The following is a 21,481-nucleotide window of genomic DNA, read 5'->3' on the forward strand; positions in this document are numbered from 1 at the left end:
TACATATTCCTTCCCGGGGTGCCATTAACTCAAAATCTAATTAAACATTGTGATGAAGAACACTCTCACGCTCACGGGGCTGTGCGCCCTGCTGTGCCTCACCGGTTGTAATTCTGAAAAGAAGCACGAAAAAGAAGAAGTAAAGTACCTGGTCACCACTCCCCTGAAAAAGGATACCCTGACCACACAAGACTATGTATCACAGATCCAGTCGTTCCGGCATATCGAATTACGGGCACAGGAAAAAGGGTACCTGCAGGACATCTATGTGGACGAGGGGCAATCCGTAAAAAAGGGACAGTTGCTGTTCCGTATCATGCCCAACCTGTACAATGCGGAACTGCAAAAGGCAAAAGCCGAAGCCGATCTTGCGGAGATCGAGTACCTGAACACCAAGAAACTGGCAGACAGCGATGTGGTGGCCCCCAACGAACTGGCCATGGCCAGGGCCAGGCTGGACAAAGCAAAGGCAGAAATGGAGCTCTCCAGGGTACACCTGCAGTTTACCGAGATCAGGGCGCCCTACGACGGGATCATCGACCGTTTTCATGTCAGGCAGGGCAGTTATCTCGAAGAAGGGGAACTGCTCTGCAACCTGTCAGACAACAGCAAGATGTGGGTATACTACAACGTTCCCGAAGCCGAATACCTCGACTATATGTCAAAGGCCAGGCCGGACGAACCCACTGCCGTAAATCTCCTGATGGCCAACAACCGCCTTTTCGAAAATCCCGGGATCGTGGAAACCATAGAGGCCGATTTCGACAACGAGACCGGGAATATTCCTTTCCGGGCCACCTTCCCCAACCCCAAAGGCCTGCTGCGGCATGGCGAAACGGGAAGTATCCTGATGAAGGTACCTTATAAAGACGCCGTGATCATACCGCAGAAAGCCACCTTTGAGATCCTGAGCAAAAAGTTTGTTTTCGTCGTAGGCGACGACGGTCTTGTAAAGCAGAGGGAGATCACCGTTAAGGCAGAATTGCCACACCTGTTTGTTGTGGATACCGGCCTGTCTGTAAACGACAAGATATTGCTGGAAGGCATACGCATGGTGAAAAACGGTGAAAAGATCGCCTATCAAATGGAGAAGCCAAAAGAGGTGATAGCGAGCCTGGATATGTATGCAGAGTAATTAAAACCCATAAAAACAGCGTAAAATGTTTGCCAAATTTATTAAGAGACCGGTATTGGCCATTGTCATATCGGTAGTGATTGTTTTTGTCGGTTTACTGGCCATAAAACAGCTTCCCATATCGCAGTTTCCGCAAATAGCCCCCACCACGGTCAATATCTTTATAGCCTATCCCGGGGCCAGTGCGGATGTACTGGTAAAATCGACCCTTATCCCCCTGGAAACCTCCATCAACGGCGTTCAGGGCATGCGGTATATCGCTTCGGATGCTACCAGTGCCGGGGAAGGGACCCTTCGTATCATTTTCGAACCGGGTACCGACCCCAACCAGGCGGTAGTCCGCGTCAAGACCCGGGTAGACCAGGTGATGCCGCTGCTACCGGAACTCGTGCAGCGGGAAGGTGTCGTGATCACGCCGGTACAGCCCAGTATGCTGATGTATGTGAACCTATACAGTAAGGAAAAACACAACGACGAGAAGTTTCTCTACAACTATGCATACACCAAAATAGTACCTGAAATACAGCGTATCAACGGTATCGCCAGTGCACAGATACTCGGGAGCCGGAAATACGCGATGAGGGTCTGGCTGAAACCCGATCGTATGAGGGCCTATAAGGTCTCTGCCGAAGAGGTGCTGGAGGCCATGGACGAGCAAAGCATCATCGCACGCCCGGGGCGGCTGGGCCGAAGTTCGGGGAAAAAGCCCCAGGCCCTCGAATACGTTCTCGTATACCAGGGAAGGTATAACGAACCCGAAGATTATAAGAACATCATTATCCGGGCCAAGGAAGACGGTGAAATATTAAAGCTCAGGGACGTGGCCGATGTGGAACTGGGGAGTGAGTTCTTTGATATTTACTCCAACCTCGACGGCAACCCCTCAGCCTCCATCGTCCTGAAGCAGACCTTCGGAAGTAACGGTAGTGATGTGATCAAAGCCGTCAAGACCAAACTGAAGGAACTGGAAGAAGACCTGCCCCCCGGGGTGGATTACCAGATAGGTTATGATGTATCCAACTTCCTCGATGCCTCTATAGACCAGGTATTGCACACGCTGAGAGATGCCTTTATCCTGGTAGCCATTGTCGTATTCCTCTTTCTGGGAGACTGGCGCTCTACCATTATTCCCATTATAGCCGTGCCCGTATCCCTGATAGGTACCTTCTTTATCATGCAGCTGTTCGGGCTTTCCATCAACCTGATCACCTTGTTTGCCCTGGTACTGGCCATCGGTATTGTGGTGGACAATGCCATTGTAGTGGTAGAAGGGGTTCACGTCAAGATGGAAGAGGAGAACCTGTCGCCCTATAAGGCTTCCTATGCCGTATTGGGAGAAATCGGGGGAGCTATCGTGGCCATTACACTGGTCATGGTATCGGTATTTATCCCCATTTCGTTCATGACCGGGCCCGTAGGGGTCTTTTACCGCCAGTTCTCGATCACCATGGCAGGAGCCATTATCCTGTCTGCGGTGGTCGCCCTTACCCTTACCCCGGTACTGTGCGCCATGCTGCTGAAAAACAAGCACGGAAAAGCCGGGAGAAGGTCCCCGGTAGACCGGTTTATCGACTGGTTCAACAGCAGGTTTGACGTTCTCACCGGGAAGTATGTCAATGTGCTGAAACTGATCGTGAACCGGAGAGTCATCACCTTCGGGATGCTTATAGCTTTCTGCGTCGGGATCTTTCTTACCAACCAGGTACTGCCGGCCGGGTTTATCCCGAATGAAGACCAGGGCATGATCTATGCCATTATACAAACCCCTCCCGGAGCCACACTGGAACGCACCAATGAAGTAGCCCGGAAACTGCAGAAGATCTGTGAAGAGACAGAAGGGGTGCAGTCGGTATCTTCACTGGCAGGGTATGAGATCATGACCGAAGGGCGGGGTTCCAATGCCGGGACCTGTCTCATTAACCTGAAACCCTGGGCAGAACGGGAACACAGCGTTCACGAGATCATGGAAGAACTGGAAGAAGAGACCAGGGACCTCGGGGCCATTATAGAATATTTCGAACCCCCGGCCGTACCCGGTTTCGGATCTTCGGGAGGTTTCTCCATGCGCCTGCTCGACAAGACCAACGGCACCGATTTCCACGAATTTGAAAAAGTCAACGACCAGTTTATGGACGCACTGAGACAACGTAAGGAGATCACCGGGCTGTTTACCTTCTTTGCGGCAAATTACCCGCAGTACGAACTGAAGATCAACAACAAGGCCGCCATGCAGAAAGGAGTCTCCATCGGCAAGGCTATGGAAAACCTCAATATACTGATCGGCAGTACCTATGAACAGGGATTTATTAAATACGGCAGGTTTTTTAAAGTCTATACCCAGGCAGCACCGGAATACCGGGGGATGCCTTCCGACCTGGAAAAGCTCTATGTCAAGAATGAAGAGGGGGACATGGTGCCCTATTCTGCCTTTATGACCATGGAAAAGAAACTGGGGCCCAACGAGATCACCCGGTACAACCTGTATAATTCGGCCGCTATCAGGGGGCTTCCGGCAGCCGGGTTTACCTCGGGAGATGCCATCAATGCTATTAAAGAGGTAGCTGCACAAACGCTCCCGAGGGGGTATGACATCGCCTGGGAAGGACTTTCCTACGACGAGGCATCCCGCGGAAGCGAGTCTGTATACATCTTTGCCATCGTGCTTGTTTTCGTATACCTGGTACTCGCCGCCCAGTATGAAAGCCTTATGCTGCCCCTGGCGGTGATCCTTTCACTACCCGTGGGTGTTTTCGGTTCGTTCCTGCTCTTGAAAATGATGGGGCTGGCAAACGATGTCTACGCCCAGATCGGGGTGATCATGCTGGTCGGCCTCTTAGGTAAGAACGCGGTACTGATCGTAGAGTTTGCAGTCCAGAAACGGCGACAGGGAGCCTCCATTATAGAGGCAGCCATCGAAGGGGCCAGGGTAAGGTTCAGGCCCATACTGATGACGTCGTTTGCTTTCGTTGCCGGGCTTATCCCGCTGGTCGTGGCCACAGGGGCAGGCGCCATAGGGAACAGGACCATAGGCGGTTCGGCCCTGGGAGGAATGCTGATAGGTACCATACTCGGGGTATTGGTCATTCCGGGCCTGTACTATGTCTTTGCAAAAATGTCGGACGGCAGGGAACTGATCAGGGACGAGGATACCGAACCGGTTTCGGAAGAATTTATGAGGATCAGCGAGGGCGAAAGCAAACTGCAGGCCAGGATCAACAAGATGAACAAGCTTTTGAAAAAATTAATGAAAAGATCAGACGATGAATAAAAATCATACAGTTGGCAACTCCGGGACCGGTCCGGGCGACATCAGGCGGAACAAGCAAAAAACCGTATCGAAGCAGGTGTCGGCGCATTTCAGGGCTCACCCGGTGATCAGAACAGCCCTGATCGGTTTTGCACTGGCCACGCTGCATTCCTGTGTGCCCACGCTGGAAACCGTACAGGAAGACACTACCGTACCGGTGGCGTATGCACAACAACGGGCAGATACTTTGAATGCAGCGAAGATAAGGTGGAAAGACTATTTTTCAGACCCGTACCTGGACAGCCTGATCGCCACGGCACTAAAAAACAACCAGGAACTGAACATTACCCTCCAGGAGCTGGAAATTGCCAAAAGCGAAGTCAGGGCACGAAAAGGGGAATACCTCCCCTTTATAGGACTCGGCGGGGGCGCCGGACTGGACAAAAAAGCCCGGTATACCAGCCTGGGGGCCAGTGAGGCCACTACCGACATAAAGCCCGGAAAGGAAATGCCGGAACCCCTTCCCGATTATATTATCGGGGCCCGTGCCACCTGGGAACTGGATATCTGGAACAAACTCCACAACGCCAAAAAGGCCGCCGTGAGCAGGTACCTGTCTTCGGTAGAGGGCAAGAATTTTGTGGTGACCAACCTGATCGCCGAGATCGCAGATTCCTATTACGAATTGCTTGCACTCGACAACCAGCTGGAGATCGTAAGGCAGAATATCGACATACAGACCAATGCCCTCAGGATCGTAAAACTGCAAAAAGAAGCCGCGAGGGTTACCGAGCTGGCTGTTCAGAAGTTTGAGGCCGAAGTGCTGCATACGCGCAGCCTGGAATACGACCTCCGGCAAAAGATAACGGAAACCGAAAACCGCATCAATTTCCTGGCCGGGCGTTATCCGCAGCCCGTAAAGCGAAATGCAGAAACCTTTTCCAGACTGGATATCGATGACATACATTCCGGGTTGCCCGCCGACCTGCTTGAAAACCGCCCCGACATCCGGCAGGCGGAACTGGAACTGGCTGCTTCCAGACTGGATGTAAAGGTAGCCCGGGCAAGGTTCTATCCGTCGCTCGGGATTTCCGCAAGTATCGGGTACCAGGCCTTTAACCCGAAATACCTGCTCCGTACTCCCGAATCCCTGTTGTATTCGGTGGCAGGGGATATTACGGCCCCGCTGATCAACAGGAATGAGATCAAGGCCACTTATTACAGCGCCAATGCCCGGCAGATACAGGCCGTTTACAATTACGAACGCACCCTGCTTACGGCCTATATTGAAGTGGCGAATCAGCTGGCCAAGATCGATAATATCGGGCGGAGTTACGAACTGAAATCGAAAGAGGTAGAGGCACTTAACAAGTCCATAGATATTTCAAACACCCTTTTCAAATCGGCCAGGGCCGATTATATGGAGGTATTGATGACACAAAGGGACGCCCTGGAATCACGGTTCGAACTCGTGGAAACCAAAATGCAGCAGATGAGTGCAATGGTAGATGTTTACCGGGCACTGGGCGGAGGGTGGCAATAACAGAGACCTTCTTTTGTTACTGATATATAACCTCCCGGACCGAAGTTCCGGGAGGTTTATTAGTATTCCTGAACTCCCCGAATACCATCACCCGGCAAATACCTTATCCGGGCTTTTCTCTTCCAGTATCGCCACAAAAGTCTGGAATTCCTCCTCCGAGCTGAAATATTCCATATCAAACCGCGCTTTCAGTCCATCGGTAAAGGCTACCTCCAGTACAGCGCCGTCCTGAATGCCGGCCCGGTATTTCGGCTGCCTTTGCAGGCTTATCATAGATATGGTGGTATAAGACCTGGTAGTGCGCATACCACCCGTTCCCTTAACGTGATTAAATGTGATCCCTTCATTATCCAGTACGATAATACCCCCGTGCATGTTATTTACCTTAATCGTCATGAACGATCTGCAGGTATACCACAACAGCAACAACCCCGCCAGGATAAAAATGCCGTTAGTCAATGGAAAAAGAAGGTCTATCACCAGATACTTTATACGGATGTCCTCCATCCTGTTAAAGAGCGAATAACCTATCAGTCCCAACCCGAGTACTCCGGAAATTATGGCCAAATAATTGGAAACCAGCCCCATTTTATAAGAGAATTCTCTTTTTTCTACGGTGATCATCATGTTCGGGTTAACGGTAAAACCTCTTTTATCAATTCGCAGTTCCTGCCTTAAAAAAGACAGGGGAATTTAAAGATTAAAATCCGGAAATATCATCCTGACCAGGGTATTTTGTTCACAGGCCCCGGTTCCTGCATAGTGATAAACCTCATCTTTTCCCGTAGCCCGTCGTTCTCCGCGCTTTACCCGTGATACAGTACACTACGGGATAGTCGTAAAAGATTAAAGCATTAAATTTACCGGCAATTTTAGGACACTGCCTGAAAAGTGTTTTTTAAATTCGCAGATATTCATTTTTTTTTGACGATCATAACCTTTCTATTATGGCTTTTCCCTTTGACACCAGGTACCCTTCAATAGAGATACTCCGGGAGCGTGCAAAACAACGTATGCCCGGTTTTGCCTTCGAATACCTCGACGGCGGATGCAACGAGAATATCAATATGGTGCGCAACACCGCGGAGATCCGTGAAGTACAGTTCAGGCCCCGGTACCTGAAAAATTACAGCCATGCCCGTTTGCACACCGAACTCATGGGCATATCCTACGATGCGCCGTTCGGGATATCCCCCATAGGCCTCCAGGGGCTTATGTGGCCCAATGCGCCGGAGATCCTGGCCAAAGCCTCCCTGAAGCACAATATTCCCTTTATCCTGAGTACCGTAACCACCACCAGTATAGAACGGGCCAGCGAGCTCACCGAAGGCAGGGCGTGGTTTCAGCTCTATCATCCTACCGAAGACTGGCTCCGGGACGACATCATTCAAAGGGCCGAAGCCGCACAGTGCCCCGTGCTGGTAGTCTTGTGCGATGTGCCTACCTTCGGATACCGCTCCAAGGAGATCAGGAACGGACTGGCCATGCCGCCGCAGGTCAATTTCCGCAATGTACTGCAGGTACTGGGCAAACCCGCCTGGGCCCTGCAGACCCTGAAACACGGAGCCCCCAACTTTGCCACCATGCAGAAGTACATGGAAAAAGGCATGAGCATAAAACAGCTCGGGAAATGGATGGATGCCACCTTTTCCGGAACATTGAATACCGAAAAGATAAAACCCATACGCGATATGTGGAAGGGCAAACTGGTACTCAAAGGTGTGGCTTCCTGCGAAGATGCCGAAGAAGCCATACGGCTGGGGTTTGACGGTATTATTGTTTCCAACCACGGCGGGCGCCAGCTCGATGCCGGGGAATCTACCATAAAGCCCCTGACAGAGATCGTCAAGAGATACCGGGACCAGATCACCGTGATGCTGGACAGCGGCATACGTACCGGTCCCGATATAGCCCGGGTACTGGGCAGCGGTGCCGAATTCGGGTTTCTCGGAAGGTCGTTCATGTACGGTGTGGGTGCCCTCGGCAGCAAGGGAGGCGACCATACCATCGCCATGCTGAAAATGCAGTTGCAGCAGGTTCTGGAACAGCTGTGTTGTGAAAACATACACGACCTCCGGAAATATATCGTGAAAAAGGGATAGGGCAGATTTGGTTGCTGGTTACAGGTTTGGGCACTTTCCTAAATCTTTCCCAATTCCGGTAATACCTTTACCGCCGTAATTTGCCTAAATTAGCACTATGAAGATTCTGATCATCGAAGACGAGAAAGAACTGGTCGGGGTGATGCAAACCGCGCTGGAAAAGGAAAACTACCTCGTGGAATCGGCTTCCGACTTTCACAGTGCCCTGGACAAGATCGTAGGTTACGAGTACGACTGCATACTCCTCGACCTGATGCTGCCCGGCGGGGACGGGCTGGACCTGTTGTCCGAAATAAAAAAGCTGAAGAAAAAGGATGCCGTGATCATTATCTCGGCCCGTGATGCCGTAGACGACAAGGTCCTGGGGCTCGATCTCGGGGCCGATGATTACCTCGCAAAGCCTTTTCACCTGGCCGAGCTCAACGCCCGGGTAAAATCGGCCATACGGCGGAGGAAACAGCACGGGGAGCAACATATTACCTGGCGCAATATCCTGGTAGATCCCGAAAACAGGACGGTTCGTGTAGACCGGCAGGAACTGGCCCTCAACCGGAAAGAATTTGACCTGCTCTATTATTTCGTGACCAATCCCGAACGCCTCATCACCAAAACCTCTATTGCCGAATACGTCTGGGGCGACCATACCGACCAGGCCGACAGCCTCGATTTTGTGTATTCACAGATCAAGAACCTCCGGAAAAAACTCGGAAATGCAGGAGCTGATGCCGATATACAGGCAGTGTACGGTGTAGGGTATAAAATGATATGACCATGAAAAAGCGTTCGCTCAAGAATTATACCCTCCGGTACCTCGTAGTGGCCATCCTGGCCGTGATCGCCCTGTGGGCAGCGCTCTTTTACTGGTATATCATCGAAGAAGTATACGACAATATAGACGACGGGCTCAAGGACAGCAAACTGCGTATCACCCGCGAGATCAAGGCCAGCCCCGAGCTGCTGGAAACCGGGCAGTACGGTATTGCCCAGTTTCGCTTTACTCCCCTCCCGGGCGGGGATTATTCCAAAAAAACACATATCTACAACTCCATGATGTATATGCCCTATGACGATGACGATGAGCCGGTACGGGTATTACAATCCATTTTTAAGGAAAACGGGCAGTATTACCAGCTGGAGATCTATACGTCTACCGTAGAAGAAGACGAACTCCTCGAAGACCTGCTCACGGCGCTGGTGGTGCTGTACCTGGCGCTGGTAGGCAGTATTATTCTCATCAATCATTTTATCCTCAGAAAAGCCTGGACCCCTTTCTATCGCCTGCTCCGGCAGCTACAGGGCTATCGTATAGGCAGCGGCCAGGAACTCGAAAAACCGTATGGTGATGTCAGGGAATTTGACGAACTGTATGGCGAACTCCGGGCCATGACCCGGAGAAACGAGACCATTTACACCCAGCAAAAGCAGTTTATAGCCAATGCTTCGCACGAATTACAGACCCCGCTGGCCATTGCGGCCAACAAGCTGGAACTTATCATGGGCGAAGGTGACCTGTCTGAAGACCAGCTGGTCAGGATCAACGACGTAAACCAGACCCTGCATCGGATGAAACGGCTCAACCGTTCGCTGCTTACCCTGTCGCGAATAGATAACCGGCAGTTTCAGGCTTCCGAAACCGTTGTATTCAACGACCTGGTGCAGGAGTCCCTTGCCGACCTGCAAATACTCAGCTCCCATAAAAACATCCTGGTCTCTACGGAAAACAACGGCAGCTTCACGATGGAGATGAACCGTGACCTGGCCGTGATACTGCTCAATAATCTCCTTAAAAATGCCATGGTGCACAATCCCGAAAAAGGCACGGTAAACATTCGTATTTCCGATAAGGAGCTCTCCATATATAACTCCGGTGAAACGCCCCTGGACCCGCAGAAGATCTTCCGCCGGTTTTACAAGGACGAACAAAACCCGAATTCTACCGGGCTGGGACTGGCCATTGTACAATCTATCGTCAGCCTGTACCCTCCCCTGTCCGTTTCATACCGCTTCGACCGGGGGCACTGTTTCCTGCTGCACAAATAAGACAGGATATTCCGGGTTATCTATCCTGCAAGAGATCCGGATTTCCCATTCCGTTCCAGACGTTGCATTATAGTTTCCGGAGTATCTCCGGGGCTTCCGCCCAGCTTTTTGCGCACCCTGTTCCAGGTAACCCGTATGGTGGCGGCAGATACTCCCAGTACCAGGGCCATTTCCTTATGTTCAAGTTCCAGCCTCAGCAGCATAAGATAGCGAAGTTCGGCATCGGTCAGCGCAGGATAGCCTGATTTGATACGTTCTTTGAATTCCGGAAAAACCGTATCAAAAGAATTCCGGAAATCCATCCAGTCCTCATCAGTCAGTATCCTGGCCTTTTTCAATTTGCACATGGTGGCATCCAGTGTCCGCTGTTCTTCGGCATGGAGCAACTTCAACTGTTCCAGTTCTTCTGTGATCCTGTTTATCCATGTATTCTTCTCATTCATCTGCCGTACAAACCTGTCAATGTCTTCTCTTGCCTTCCGAAGTTCCGCTTCCGTTTTTTCCTTCTTCAGGTCCGTTACACGCTGCCGTTCCAGCATCACCTCCTTTTCCTTCCGCCTTCGTAAACGCACCATATAGTAAAGGGTAAACCCTATAACGGCAAACAGGAATACGGCGAATATCAGAATTCCGTACCGCAGGCGCAAACGGGTGCTTTCCCTTTGTTGCAGGGCTATCCTGCTTTCGTGTTCCCGAAGTTGTAACTGGTTTTCAGTCAGTTTTATAAGGGCCGAATTATACGTATCCGTTTCCAGCTTTTCCGCAGTGGTAAGGCTATCGTGATAGGCCAGTGCCTTCCGGTAATCGGGTAGCCGGGTATAGTAGGTGTAGAGAGTCCGGTAATACTCTTTCTTTGATATTTCAAAACGTTGCTGATCTCCGAAACGGAAGAGTTCGGGATTGGGCAGGTACTCCCTGCTGCGACGTATGAAATCACGGGCCTGCGGCATGGAGTCCAGGGCCATGTACAGTGCCGCCAACCGCAGACAGGCTTCAATGGGGATCTCCGGGTAGTCATAAGTATGGCGGTTGAGCCTGTAATAATCGTTATAGTACGTATAGGCCCGGTCGTAATCCTCTTTCCTGAAAAAGACCTGTCCCAGGTTTCCGGAAGTAATCCCGACCCATACCGAATCCTTGTAACGCAGGGCCTTACGCAGGGCCGTGTCGAGGTATATACGGGCACTGTCCAACCGGCTTTGCTTCAGGTAAGCCATGCCCAGGGTATTGTAACGCTGCATGTCGAGGTTGGCATTAAAACGCGGAAGTGCTACAGACTGTTTCATAAACCGGATCACCTCATCGTAGTTTTTGAAAAAATAATAATCCAGCGCCAGGTCGTGCAGGTATTTTCCTATATTGGGTACGTTTTCGAGCCCTATACGCTCAAAGATCTCCTGGGCTTTCAGCAGGTTCCCGAAAGCTTCCCCGTACCGTTCCAGTACAAATTCGTTCTGCCCTATATAATGAAGGCAGACCGCGTGGTACAGAGGGCTGTGCTCCGGGGGATAATCCCTGATAATTTCCCGGAATACCTCCAGGCGCTTTTCCGCATTCTGCTCCGCATACGTCCTTGCTGTTTTCCGTACGAATTCAAGTTCCTTTTTCAGCAACTCGTCTCCGGAGGTTTCCGCAAAATCTTCTGCCTGCTTCAGGAAACGACGAAACTCTTCTTTGTCGTTCAGCCTGCCGTTCTCCAGCAAGCGATTGACATAGCGTATCCTTTCACCGGAAGTAGACAATACGGGAATACTGTCCGGGTCTGCCTTCCTGTCCCGGGCATGGGCGATAAAAACGATAATAATACTTATGAAGAGCAGGGGGATTTTTTTCATGGTCTGCCACTTACAGGATTAAAGCATATCTGTTCAGCCAGTTACCTTATCCTTATACGGTCTGAATTTCTTTTTAATGATAAAAATCCCTACAATTTAAGAGATTTATCTCTAAAAAATCGCATCCGGCCATTATTTCTGGCTGTCCATGAAACAAAATCCTGCTTTACCACATAAACCCGTACCGCAGTTTTATACCATATCCTATAGTTCGTATGTTACCATCAGCCCCCGTATTGGCCGCCGAGAACGCCGAAACCATACCGAAGTCAGGCGGGGAAGCCGCATCATAAGATATCACAGACCCCGAAGCGTCCCCTTTGCGCAGGTCATTGAGCCCGTAGTCCAGGTACACCCCCAAGTAAAGGCAGTGCTCCCCGCCCAAGGGCTGGCGGATGCCTGTTTCCAGTAACAGGCTGTAAGAGGTATCCAGCTCCAGGTCCTGTATGGAAGCTGTGCCCGGACCCTGGTCGCCATACCCCATAAAGGCAGGGCCGTGCAACTCCACATCCCATTCCGGGTAATAACCACTGGTGGCAAGGCGGTCGTAGGTACTGCTGTACCCGGCTTCCGACAACAGCCCGATCCCTATCCCGGCCGAAGCGTAAAAACGGGTCACGGCACCACTGCTGCTGTACTGCAGCCGCAACGGGACCTGTATATACTTCGCATGCTGTTGTTCCCGGTACCCCTCCAGGGTATAGCGGAATTCCAGGGCATCGCCTTCCTCGTCTGTGGCTTCATAGCCATCGGAAAGCCGGGCATAGCTTACCGAAGAACGGTATTCCCGGTAGTTCACCCCGGTGTGAAGGCTCCAGTTTGCATTAAACCTATACCCGTATGCCACCCCGATACCTGCCCCGTCACGGGCATGATAAACACCTCCCGGGCCGGCATCATACCGCAAAGACTGAAAAGGGCCTGATACCGAGGCAGACACCTCATGATGCTGGGCATTCAGGCCACCCACACACAAAAGGCAGAGGAACAGGTAGAAAGGGATGGACCGTTGTTTTCGGGGATAAGCGATATTTCTCATGATCTGATGCTGTTGTGCTATGTGATTAAAAAGGCTCCCGGGAGCGTCAGTTGTATATTCCGGAACAAGAAACCTATTTCCGATTTGTTGCTCCGGGGGCCTTTTTTAAAATGGTTTTATTCTACAATGATCTTAAAGGTCTTATTACGCTGCCCGGTTTGCAGGCGTACCAGGTAGACCCCGGGAAACCGTGGAAGCGATATTGCTGTTTCCTTTTCACTATGGGTAGTGTGCAGTACCTGTTGCCCGCTACCGTTGTATACCGTTATCGACACCCCCGACGAAAGTTCGGCCTCCGGCACATCGGCCAGGACGTGCAACAACTCGCCCGAAAGCACAGGATTGGGCCAGGCTTTCATCTCTGCGGCGGCTGCAGGGGTGACCTGCCCTTCGCAGGTACTCAGTACCTCGCCGCTGTCGGTAGTCATTCGTACGCTATATGAAGCCATGGGATCCAGGCGGTCGGAACGGGTATCCCCGGCAGAATAATACTGGCCCTCACCTATCTTGTTGCCGTCTCTGAACCACTCGTATGTTACAAACCGGTATCCTCCGTTAGTCGCCGGGTTGTTGTTTACCAGTAATACATTGCCGAACTTCTCTTCCACGATATCCCCGAAGGCAAACATACGCTCTACCGTAACCCGGTAATAACGGGTGGTACTGCCATCCTGAGAGGTCACGGCCACTTCCCGGCTGTACCTGCCGGCGGTAGGTGTCTCTATGGTAAACCGGGCCGAAGGGCTTACCACAGCCCCGGGATCTTCCGTTTGGACAACCACGTCTACCTGGGAGGCAAAACTGCTGCAATCCATGACATAGCCGGTTTCGGGACCGGGACCGGAAAAACGTTCGCCGTTGAGTTCTATAGAGGCTACTTCGGCATTGGCACTGCCTATCTGCAACTGTCTCCTTACCGGGGTGGCGGGATGGTAGTTATCATTACCCTCCTGGGCCGCAGTAATGGCAATGGTACCCGAATGGTGCAGGATCACCCGCCCGTCTTCGCTTACCGTGGCCGGGGCAGACGAGCCCTCGTAAGTATAACTATAGCGTACCGAAAGCCCGGAACTCGCCGTAGCCTGAAGCTGAAAATCACTGTTGGTCTCCAGCAGTTTGTCCGGAAGCGGGGCAAAGGTAATGTCCTGCAGTGCCTTTTCAACGGTCAGCTCAGCCCTTAAGCCCAGGGTGTTATAATTGGCCCGGGTGACCAGAGCTTCTACCGTATATACGCCGGCATCGGTCTGTCCGTTGCCCGTATACGTGACCGTTGCTTCTGCAGGGGTTCCCGATACGTAAAGGGAGTGAGCCGTACCGTCGTAGGTAAAAGTGCCGTCTTTAAAGGTTATTCCTTCGAAATCCGCCGGGGTGATCTCTAAAGCGGCACCTGTAAAAGTGATCTCGTAATTAGCGCCGGCAGACAGGTCTCCCCGGGTAATGGCATAGCTTCCCGCGTCTTCGCCCGGTTCACGGGTCAATGTGCCGGAGAGCAGGTTTTTATCGTCACTGCCCTGCCAGCCACCGGTAGTGTAGGTCAGTTCCGGGTCGGCTTCACCATAGACCTTGGTTTTATTATCGGCGGTGACTACTAATCCGGCTTTGGCTATGGTCAGCGATTGTACTACGGCGGGAGCTGCATCATAAACATCATTGCCCGGCTGGCTTGCCGTGACCGCTACTGTTCCAGCCTTGTGGAGGGTGAGTATATTCCCCGAAACGGATGCCGTGGAAGGATCGCTGCTGGCATAGTTTACATCCAGACCGGACGAGGCTGTTGCGGTTAACGCAAATGGGGCATCGCCGTAAGTGCTCCCGGTCAATACGTCGAAAGTAATGACCTGGCTCCCTTTGGGACGGGCCTGTACCACGGTGGTCTGTCCTCCCTCATTTCCTACATGATCCACTGCCGAGATCCGGTAGTAATGGACTGTGCCATTGGTAAGCCCCCTATCTGTAAACGATGTTTGTGGTGCGTTTACTGTTTCCAGCAAGTTATCCTGCCCGGCTGCCGTACCACCATAAACTTTATAACCCGCCAGATCGCTGTCTGTATTGGCAGCCCAGTGCAGTACAACCTCCCCATCTCCGTACGTCGCCTCAAGTCCTAAAGGAACTTCGGGGGGCAATGCATCGACCAGTATACCGGAGGTATTTTCTACAGCATGCAGGGTAAGGCCGGCATTGTTCCCGGCTTCATCCCGGATAATACCATTATTAAGGGATAAGACGCTGCCTGCATCAATACCATCCGTGTCTTCTTCCCCGGCCTGCACCGTATAGCCGAACGCCAGGCTATGAGAACCACTGCCACCCCTATAGTTCGCCCGACGGGTAGTACTGCCAATGATAATATCAATATAAGGGGTATCTCCACCGGTGTTTACAATTACCGGATCATCGTAGTGAACGGTAAAGCTGAGAAGATCCCCTATGCTATAGTAACCGTCGGGTGGCACGCTAACAGAAGTTATGGCAGGCGCGGTACCATCGTAGGTAAAACTTAACGTATTGGAAGCGGTGTTGCCATCATTTTCCTGATTAACGGCTGCATCTGCAGGTACCTGAACAGTTACCCCGCCATCGGAGACAGGTATTACCAGAAATGTATATTTTCTATTATCGCTGGTCTGCAGGTTGCTTACGGCAGCATTGGTTACCACCATATCACCGGCAGTAAATCCGGTAACCTCCTGGTCATATACCGCGGTCACGGAAAACTGTTCACTAATTACCTGAGGGCTGTCCGTACTCAGGATTACCGACGGTTTTGGTACAACGACCTCGAGTGTAAAATAAGTGAGGCAATCTTCCGGATCATCATTATAATGAACCGAAATGATACTTGTTCCTATTCCCTGTATTTCTAATTTATCCCCTGAGACGGTTGCTACCGGGGTATTACTGCTTTCATAGGTTACATTCCTTGTTAAATTTCCCGGAGATTCTCCCAGAGACCCCCCGTCAGGTGTAAAGGATTCCAACCGGATTTCCCGGGCCGGAGCATAATTAACAGTGTAGGTTTTGTCATATCCAAGGACAGGATTAGAAAAGTGAACTTGTGAATCCCTGCACGATTGTGCATAAAGACCGGAACCGGATAAACATATTAACAGTAATGTGATAATACTTCTGAATACTATTTTGCGGTATGTCATCGATCTATATTTAGCGCTCTTAGCAGTTACTTATCTCCTGATGTCAGGGATATCGGTAACTTCATTTCAAGGATTTATATGATATGGATCGGTCCCGTTAAAATCCGTATCATTTTCCAACACCTGCAATGATAAAAAAACACAAGGTACATTCGGTGATCAATAGCGTAACAAAAGCGTAACAACTGGCTGTTTTACCGGTTATTACATACTGAAAGTCAACAGATTAATCATTATACGGGTTTTTCGGACTGTTATTTTGCCGGTGTTTTCAGGGAATTCTTTTGGAGGAAGGACATGTTGTGAAGTTGCAAATATTGCTGAACAGGAAAAAATATCAATATCCGGAATATTCCCGGTCAGAATACATGATATCGGGCAATATGCCAATAGCAGGACCGGCTCCATATTCCAGGAAAAACCAACTGAAAATATTAATCCCCAATATTCATACAGGATATTATCCCCCGAATCGGCGATATTCAGTTGTACCCGCTTCCCTTTATCGGTAACGAAGCAATGTTCGCTGAACTCCTGAATAGGTTGCGTAAAACGTGCTATAACATGTTTATCAGGAAGATATATAATACATCTATTTTTATTTCATAGTATTTTTCCTATATTTACCTACCTAAAAATCAAACAACCATGAAAAATAAACTACAAACAGATTATTTCTTAAACCATCCTCTCGAGGAGATCTTCGAAGAACTGAAAAAGCTGCACCCCGAAATTCCGGAAGAGATCATTGTGCTCGACGGCCCGGATATCATACGGATCTTCGGGATAAACAGTGAGATGCTGAACTACCTGCACTATTCCGGGCAGATTACTTATTTTACACTGAACGAACGGCATTATTATTCCTGGGAAAGTGTTTTTAAAAAGCTCAGAAAACGATGAAAAACGGTCAGAAGCCGGAAGCCCGAAGCCTGGGCTTCCGACTCCCAACCATTTCGTCGTTTGCAAACTACCGATGGTTCGTGGTTCTGATAATAAAACCAAGAATTAAGAACCATGCCCAGACTAAGAACTACCAACTAAGAACTAAAAAACTCCATTCCCATTTCTTTCCCAATTCATGTCTCAGTTTTGTACTGTAATTTAAAAAGCAGATATTATGAAACTCAAAAAAAATGTATTCGGACTACTGGCTGTTGTGGCCACTTTATTGTTTACCGCACAAGCCGGAGCACAGGAAACGGTAATCCCGAAATCGGAACTGCCCCAACCTGCCCGGGAATTCCTGCAGGCCAATTTTAAGGAGCAGAAAGTGATTCAGGTAGTAAAAGATGTAGACTACCTGGTCAAAACCGATTACGAGGTACTGCTGGACAATGCCATGAAGCTGGAATTCGACGGTAAGGGGAACTGGAAAGAGATCGACGGGAACCACAATACCATACCGGAAGCCCTGATCCCCGAAAAGATCGCTGCTTACGTAAAACAGAACTTCCCTACCCAGGCCGTAAACAAGATAGAGAAGGGTACTACAAAATACGAGGTAGAACTCGCCAACGACCTCGACCTGGAATTTACCCTGGACGGGGATTTTTTAAGGATTGACGATTAAATACAAATAATTTCACACTGATGAAACAGCACTTTTTAAAAGGAATGGCCATAATAGGAATGGTATGTGCCTTCATAGCCTGCAGTAATGATGACGACAATAACGACCTCATCATCGATACCGGTGACCTTCCTGAGGCGGGTACGGCCCTGCTTGCAACCTACTTCGAGGGGGCAACCGTAACCCGTGTGGAACTGAAAAACAGGGCTGATGCCGATGGCACCCTGTATGAAGTGAGCCTGAGCAACGGCTTTGAAATAGACCTCGACGCCGACGGTAACTGGACCGATATAGACGGCAATAACCGGCAGGTACCGGATGGCCTGGTACCGGAAGCCATACTGGCCTATACCCGGGAACACTATCCTTCACCGGTATTTATCGAGGGGATCGATAAGGAGGTAAGCGGCTATGAGGTAGACCTCTCCAATAATACAGACCTGCTGTTTGATACGGATGGTAATTTTATACGGACCGCCAATTAATTCCCTTTCCGGAATTAATACTCAAACCTCTCCTGCCACGGATACGCATATACCGGTATATGCGTATCCGTGGCAACATTTTTGCCCGGTAAGCACTAAATAATGACTAATTTCACTGCCTGAAAACCAGGCTCCCGGAACTGAAAAAATACCGACTCAGGAGCACCATTCGCCCCGGGCTACAGGGACGCAGACAACGACTGGCGGGTAAATATGAAAAAAGTCAGGACTCCAAAAGCGGATTTTATTGTAGAGGTCAACTAAACCACTGCGGCCAGCAAGTCCGGAGGTTTAAAAAGACGATGGAATTGCCGTGGTTATTAGTTATTAGGTTATTGGATTATTAGGTTACTAAGTTATTGCGTGTTGACTAAATAACTGAGTAACCCAATAACTGAGCTTCCGGACTGGGTATGACCGGCTTTACAAAAACGGGGGCAGGGCTGCCCGCGACCTGTTTACTCGTAAACAATATTGTGTTTTTCGGCATACCGGACAAACCTGTCCCGTATTTTTGCCCATTGGCGGTGGTTATACACACAGGCCACCTTCTGTTCGGTATCAAAGACGAGTGTCTTTCGCGCCAGTGCCTTGCTCACGGTTTTTACTTTTACCCCGGAGATATGGGTAAGTACCTGGTCTTCCGCCTTGTATTTATCGGCAAAATCGGCTACTGCAGTGATAAACCCGTAAAATTCGCGTGCAGTACCCTTAAAATATTCTACTTCGTACGCCCCGCTATCCCAGTCGTCATAATGGCGCTGGTACCCCCACAGGGCAAAAGTCTCATCGGGGTCATCTCCCTCGACCAGCCTGTAATGCGACATATAGGTTTCCGTGGTATTCTCCGAAAAGATCTCTTCGAGTTTATAGGTCTGTGCCAGCAAACCCGACGTGATCAGGCAGGCCATTAAGGCGGAAATATATTGTTTCATTAGTTTATTAGTTTTTAGTTCTTAGTTCGTAGTTGGTAGTTTGAGATCAAACTTCCGGCTTCGGACTCCCGACTTTCTGCCATCTCTTCGTTTACAAACTAACGATTGTTTTTTGAGATCTGAAGCCCGGGTTTCCGGAAATCATTATTTGTTTTCACGGATATTATCAAAGACCATTCCAGTTTATGACACTTTGCTACATTCAAGAGATCCCAATAATATTTTTAACCTGCTGTATATAGCATAAAATACAATAAAATATCCGCTATCATTACCATTTTCAAGGTGATTTTTCATTTTCATATAACCGATGTTATAAACAATATCTTAAGTTTGCAGGTATTATGAATATGGTTTATATCCATTGTAATCCGGAAAGGACACCATGAATGATCACCTTATATACTGGAATGTCGATCCCGTTATATTCCAGCTGACAGAAACATTTCCCATAAAGTATTACGGGTTACTGTTTGTCGCCGGTATCATTACGGGATTTTATATCGTCAGGAACATTTATAAAAAGGAAAATATCCCCGTAGAAAAACTGGACAGCTTATTGTCCTATATTATTATAGGAACACTTGCAGGGGCAAGGCTGGGACATTGCCTGTTTTACCAGCCCGATTATTTCCTGAGCCATCCGCTGGAAATGTTCCTGCCGATCCAGAATGTAGACGGTTCCTACAGATTTATCGGCTACCAGGGCCTGGCCAGTCACGGGGGAGCGATCGGTGTGCTGACCGCCATCATTATATATTGCAGGAAACACAAGGCAAACCTGCTATGGGTCCTGGACAAAGTGGCCATTGCCATTCCTGTGGCCGGGGCATTTATACGGTTGGGCAACTTTATGAATTCAGAAATCTACGGGAAACCCACGAACGGGAATTGGGGGGTAGTCTTTGTGCAGGATGATATGATCCCCAGGCATCCCACACAACTTTACGAGGCATTCTCTTATCTTTTTATCTTCATAGTGCTGTATGCCGTATATCATTCCCGGAAGATTACAGTCCGAAACGGGCAACTGTTCGGGCTTTTTCTTATCCTTTTATTTTCAGCGAGGTTTATCATCGAGTTTTTTAAGGAAAACCAGGTAGGTTTTGAAGATCAGATGACCCTGAATATGGGGCAGATCCTGAGCATCCCTTTTATAATTGCCGGGGTGCTGTTTATGGTCTGGCGACCGAAAAACAGGAATTTTACATCAGCAGCATAGCTGTGACGAAGGGTTTATATTATAAAAAAGCAAAGACAAACTCCGTAAAACCGGGGTGTAACCCGAAACAGAGTCTGTGCTTTGCTTCACATAACAAACTAACTCAAATTGTAAAATGTAATCCCTGTATCACCTGATGTACAGTGCCGTGAGTACATTGTAATATCTCAGTTAATAACCGTTTAACGATATGGGACGGGAAAAGTACTATTCGGTAACGGTTATGGTAAATTCCTGCATTTTTTCCTTATGCCCGTACACCGTAGTGTTATTTCCTACCAGGGTTACGGTATACGTACCTGGCTGGGTATAAGTATGTTCAAAAGAACTTAACGCAGTGGAATAGTTTTTCAGGTCTTCCCCGGTATCCGGCGATACGGCCGTAAGATTCAGGGGCCTCGTGATCAGCCAGTCTTCATTGACTATATTATCACTGTTCCCTCTCATTCTCCAATAGCCATTACCTGAATCCCAGTACCATTTCGCCCCATTCCAGGCTTCTACAATGCCCTGTACATCAACAGGCAGAAAACCCGGAGTCTCTTCCGTAGCTATAGTCAGGGGGGCGGGTGCCCCTTCCACGTCCGTTTCTATCAGCAGATCGTTAAAATACCACTCGGCCCCACGGTCCTGGATATTATCTGAAAAGTACCGGAATCCGAAATATATGGTATTGCCATCGGCCAGATCGGTAATATCAACCACACCGGAGCTTTGAAACTCAAAATCATACCGTGTGGAAATATCGAACCTGTCGGTGATCTCTGTCCATGTGGCATGGTTTACGGCTTCTGCCGTGCCCGAACCGTCGTAGTCCCCGGAATACCATACCGTAAGTGTCCCGGTGGCATTGGAACCCAGTCCCCATTTCTGGGAGTTTTCAAAAGACATGGTCACCGTACCCTCGGCATTGGTCCTGTCTTTGTGTTCGTACTGGTGCCCGAATTCGCCGGAATAGAACTTCAGGAAATCGGGAGTGTGATCCACGGTAAAGACAACCGGTTCGCCTGCCTTGACCTCAAAAGCGGAAGGGGTTACGGTAAAGCGGGGAGTTTCTACCTCTTCCATATCTTCACAGCCCTGAACCCAAAAGGTTAGCACGAAGAGATATATTGCTATCTGTATAAACTTTTTCATTGTTTTGGTTTTTTCGGATGATTTTCCTGCATG

16 protein-coding genes are annotated in these 21,481 nt (G+C 49.6%); 10 read left to right on the forward strand and 6 right to left on the reverse strand.

The window, feature by feature from the left end; translation table 11 throughout:
• Positions 1 to 52 precede the first annotated feature (52 nt).
• From DN748_RS05235 to DN748_RS05245, 3 genes are read left to right on the forward strand one after another with little or no spacing between them, the layout of a single operon-like run.
• Positions 53 to 1,135 carry an efflux RND transporter periplasmic adaptor subunit gene (locus DN748_RS05235; RefSeq protein WP_112370714.1) on the forward strand — a complete coding sequence of 361 codons (1,083 nt, stop codon included), beginning with the start codon at positions 53 to 55 and terminating at the stop codon, positions 1,133 to 1,135.
• A gap of 25 nt (positions 1,136 to 1,160) precedes the next feature.
• Positions 1,161 to 4,403, forward strand: coding sequence for an efflux RND transporter permease subunit (locus DN748_RS05240; protein WP_112370715.1), 3,243 nt, complete (start codon positions 1,161 to 1,163; stop codon positions 4,401 to 4,403).
• Positions 4,396 to 5,925, forward strand: coding sequence for a TolC family protein (locus tag DN748_RS05245; RefSeq protein WP_112370716.1), 1,530 nt, complete (start codon positions 4,396 to 4,398; stop codon positions 5,923 to 5,925). The genes DN748_RS05240 and DN748_RS05245 overlap by 8 nt, the downstream gene beginning before the upstream one ends.
• Before the next feature lie 87 nt (positions 5,926 to 6,012).
• Here DN748_RS05245 and DN748_RS05250 read toward each other — a convergent pair whose 3' ends face one another.
• Entirely contained in the window at positions 6,013 to 6,552 is a 540-nt protein-coding gene (locus tag DN748_RS05250; protein ID WP_112370717.1) for a hypothetical protein, read from the reverse strand.
• A 320-nt stretch (positions 6,553 to 6,872) separates the two neighbouring features.
• Here DN748_RS05250 and DN748_RS05255 point away from each other — a divergent pair, with 320 nt between their 5' ends.
• From DN748_RS05255 to DN748_RS05265, 3 genes are all read left to right on the forward strand, one after another.
• Positions 6,873 to 8,027, forward strand: a complete 1,155-nt coding sequence (locus tag DN748_RS05255; protein WP_112370718.1) for an alpha-hydroxy acid oxidase — start codon at positions 6,873 to 6,875, stop codon at positions 8,025 to 8,027.
• Between the two features lie 97 nt (positions 8,028 to 8,124).
• Complete coding sequence (locus DN748_RS05260) at positions 8,125 to 8,796, forward strand: response regulator transcription factor (protein WP_112370719.1); 672 nt, start codon at positions 8,125 to 8,127, stop codon at positions 8,794 to 8,796.
• Between the two features lie 2 nt (positions 8,797 to 8,798).
• Positions 8,799 to 10,067 (forward strand): sensor histidine kinase, encoded by a 1,269-nt coding sequence (locus tag DN748_RS05265; protein ID WP_161554469.1) that lies wholly within the window; start codon positions 8,799 to 8,801, stop codon positions 10,065 to 10,067.
• 20 nt (positions 10,068 to 10,087) lie between these two features.
• On the opposite strand, the gene DN748_RS05270 is transcribed toward DN748_RS05265, so the two are convergent.
• The 3 genes from DN748_RS05270 to DN748_RS05280 form a co-directional block, all read right to left on the reverse strand.
• Positions 10,088 to 11,902 carry a tetratricopeptide repeat protein gene (locus DN748_RS05270; protein WP_112370721.1) on the reverse strand — a complete coding sequence of 605 codons (1,815 nt, stop codon included), beginning with the start codon at positions 11,900 to 11,902 and terminating at the stop codon, positions 10,088 to 10,090.
• Between the two features lie 166 nt (positions 11,903 to 12,068).
• Complete coding sequence (locus tag DN748_RS05275; RefSeq protein ID WP_112370722.1) at positions 12,069 to 12,941, reverse strand: outer membrane beta-barrel protein; 873 nt, start codon at positions 12,939 to 12,941, stop codon at positions 12,069 to 12,071.
• 116 nt (positions 12,942 to 13,057) lie between these two features.
• Positions 13,058 to 15,922, reverse strand: coding sequence for an MBG domain-containing protein (locus tag DN748_RS05280; protein WP_161554470.1), 2,865 nt, complete (start codon positions 15,920 to 15,922; stop codon positions 13,058 to 13,060).
• An 822-nt stretch (positions 15,923 to 16,744) separates the two neighbouring features.
• On the opposite strand from DN748_RS05280, the gene DN748_RS05285 reads away from it, so the two are divergent.
• From DN748_RS05285 to DN748_RS05300, 3 genes are all read left to right on the forward strand, one after another.
• Positions 16,745 to 16,999: a hypothetical protein gene (locus tag DN748_RS05285; protein WP_112370724.1), complete on the forward strand. Its 255-nt coding sequence runs from the start codon at positions 16,745 to 16,747 to the stop codon at positions 16,997 to 16,999.
• A gap of 217 nt (positions 17,000 to 17,216) precedes the next feature.
• Positions 17,217 to 17,669, forward strand: a complete 453-nt coding sequence (locus tag DN748_RS05295; RefSeq protein ID WP_112370726.1) for a PepSY-like domain-containing protein — start codon at positions 17,217 to 17,219, stop codon at positions 17,667 to 17,669.
• A 20-nt stretch (positions 17,670 to 17,689) separates the two neighbouring features.
• On the forward strand, positions 17,690 to 18,154 hold the full coding sequence (locus DN748_RS05300; protein ID WP_112370727.1) for a PepSY-like domain-containing protein: 465 nt from the start codon (positions 17,690 to 17,692) through the stop codon (positions 18,152 to 18,154).
• A 458-nt stretch (positions 18,155 to 18,612) separates the two neighbouring features.
• Here the strand turns inward: DN748_RS05300 and DN748_RS05310 are convergent, their stop codons facing one another.
• A complete protein-coding gene (locus DN748_RS05310; RefSeq protein ID WP_112370728.1) occupies positions 18,613 to 19,089 on the reverse strand; it encodes a hypothetical protein in 477 nt (158 codons plus the stop codon).
• 385 nt (positions 19,090 to 19,474) lie between these two features.
• Between DN748_RS05310 and lgt the strand changes: the two genes are divergently transcribed.
• On the forward strand, positions 19,475 to 20,311 hold the full coding sequence (lgt, locus tag DN748_RS05315; RefSeq protein ID WP_112370729.1) for a prolipoprotein diacylglyceryl transferase: 837 nt from the start codon (positions 19,475 to 19,477) through the stop codon (positions 20,309 to 20,311).
• Positions 20,312 to 20,518: 207 nt separating this feature from the next.
• Here the strand turns inward: lgt and DN748_RS05320 are convergent, their stop codons facing one another.
• Entirely contained in the window at positions 20,519 to 21,448 is a 930-nt protein-coding gene (locus tag DN748_RS05320) for a DUF5017 domain-containing protein (RefSeq protein ID WP_112370730.1), read from the reverse strand.
• Between the last annotated feature and the right edge of the window lie 33 nt (positions 21,449 to 21,481).

The sequence above is a fragment of the Sinomicrobium soli genome (genome assembly GCF_003285545.1).
Classification (GTDB): domain Bacteria; phylum Bacteroidota; class Bacteroidia; order Flavobacteriales; family Flavobacteriaceae; genus Sinomicrobium.

What these genes read in the sequence shown, in the direction of transcription:
- DN748_RS05235 (WP_112370714.1), top strand. Translation starts at nt 53, where the DNA reads ATGAAGAACACTCTCACGCTCACGGGGCTGTGCGCCCTGCTGTGCCTC.
- DN748_RS05240 (WP_112370715.1), top strand. Translation starts at nt 1,161, where the DNA reads ATGTTTGCCAAATTTATTAAGAGACCGGTATTGGCCATTGTCATATCG.
- DN748_RS05245 (WP_112370716.1), top strand. Translation starts at nt 4,396, where the DNA reads ATGAATAAAAATCATACAGTTGGCAACTCCGGGACCGGTCCGGGCGAC.
- DN748_RS05250 (WP_112370717.1), bottom strand. Translation starts at nt 6,552, where the DNA reads ATGATGATCACCGTAGAAAAAAGAGAATTCTCTTATAAAATGGGGCTG.
- DN748_RS05255 (WP_112370718.1), top strand. Translation starts at nt 6,873, where the DNA reads ATGGCTTTTCCCTTTGACACCAGGTACCCTTCAATAGAGATACTCCGG.
- DN748_RS05260 (WP_112370719.1), top strand. Translation starts at nt 8,125, where the DNA reads ATGAAGATTCTGATCATCGAAGACGAGAAAGAACTGGTCGGGGTGATG.
- DN748_RS05265 (WP_161554469.1), top strand. Translation starts at nt 8,799, where the DNA reads ATGAAAAAGCGTTCGCTCAAGAATTATACCCTCCGGTACCTCGTAGTG.
- DN748_RS05270 (WP_112370721.1), bottom strand. Translation starts at nt 11,902, where the DNA reads ATGAAAAAAATCCCCCTGCTCTTCATAAGTATTATTATCGTTTTTATC.
- DN748_RS05275 (WP_112370722.1), bottom strand. Translation starts at nt 12,941, where the DNA reads ATGAGAAATATCGCTTATCCCCGAAAACAACGGTCCATCCCTTTCTAC.
- DN748_RS05285 (WP_112370724.1), top strand. Translation starts at nt 16,745, where the DNA reads ATGAAAAATAAACTACAAACAGATTATTTCTTAAACCATCCTCTCGAG.
- DN748_RS05295 (WP_112370726.1), top strand. Translation starts at nt 17,217, where the DNA reads ATGAAACTCAAAAAAAATGTATTCGGACTACTGGCTGTTGTGGCCACT.
- DN748_RS05300 (WP_112370727.1), top strand. Translation starts at nt 17,690, where the DNA reads ATGAAACAGCACTTTTTAAAAGGAATGGCCATAATAGGAATGGTATGT.
- DN748_RS05310 (WP_112370728.1), bottom strand. Translation starts at nt 19,089, where the DNA reads ATGAAACAATATATTTCCGCCTTAATGGCCTGCCTGATCACGTCGGGT.
- lgt (WP_112370729.1), top strand. Translation starts at nt 19,475, where the DNA reads ATGAATGATCACCTTATATACTGGAATGTCGATCCCGTTATATTCCAG.
- DN748_RS05320 (WP_112370730.1), bottom strand. Translation starts at nt 21,448, where the DNA reads ATGAAAAAGTTTATACAGATAGCAATATATCTCTTCGTGCTAACCTTT.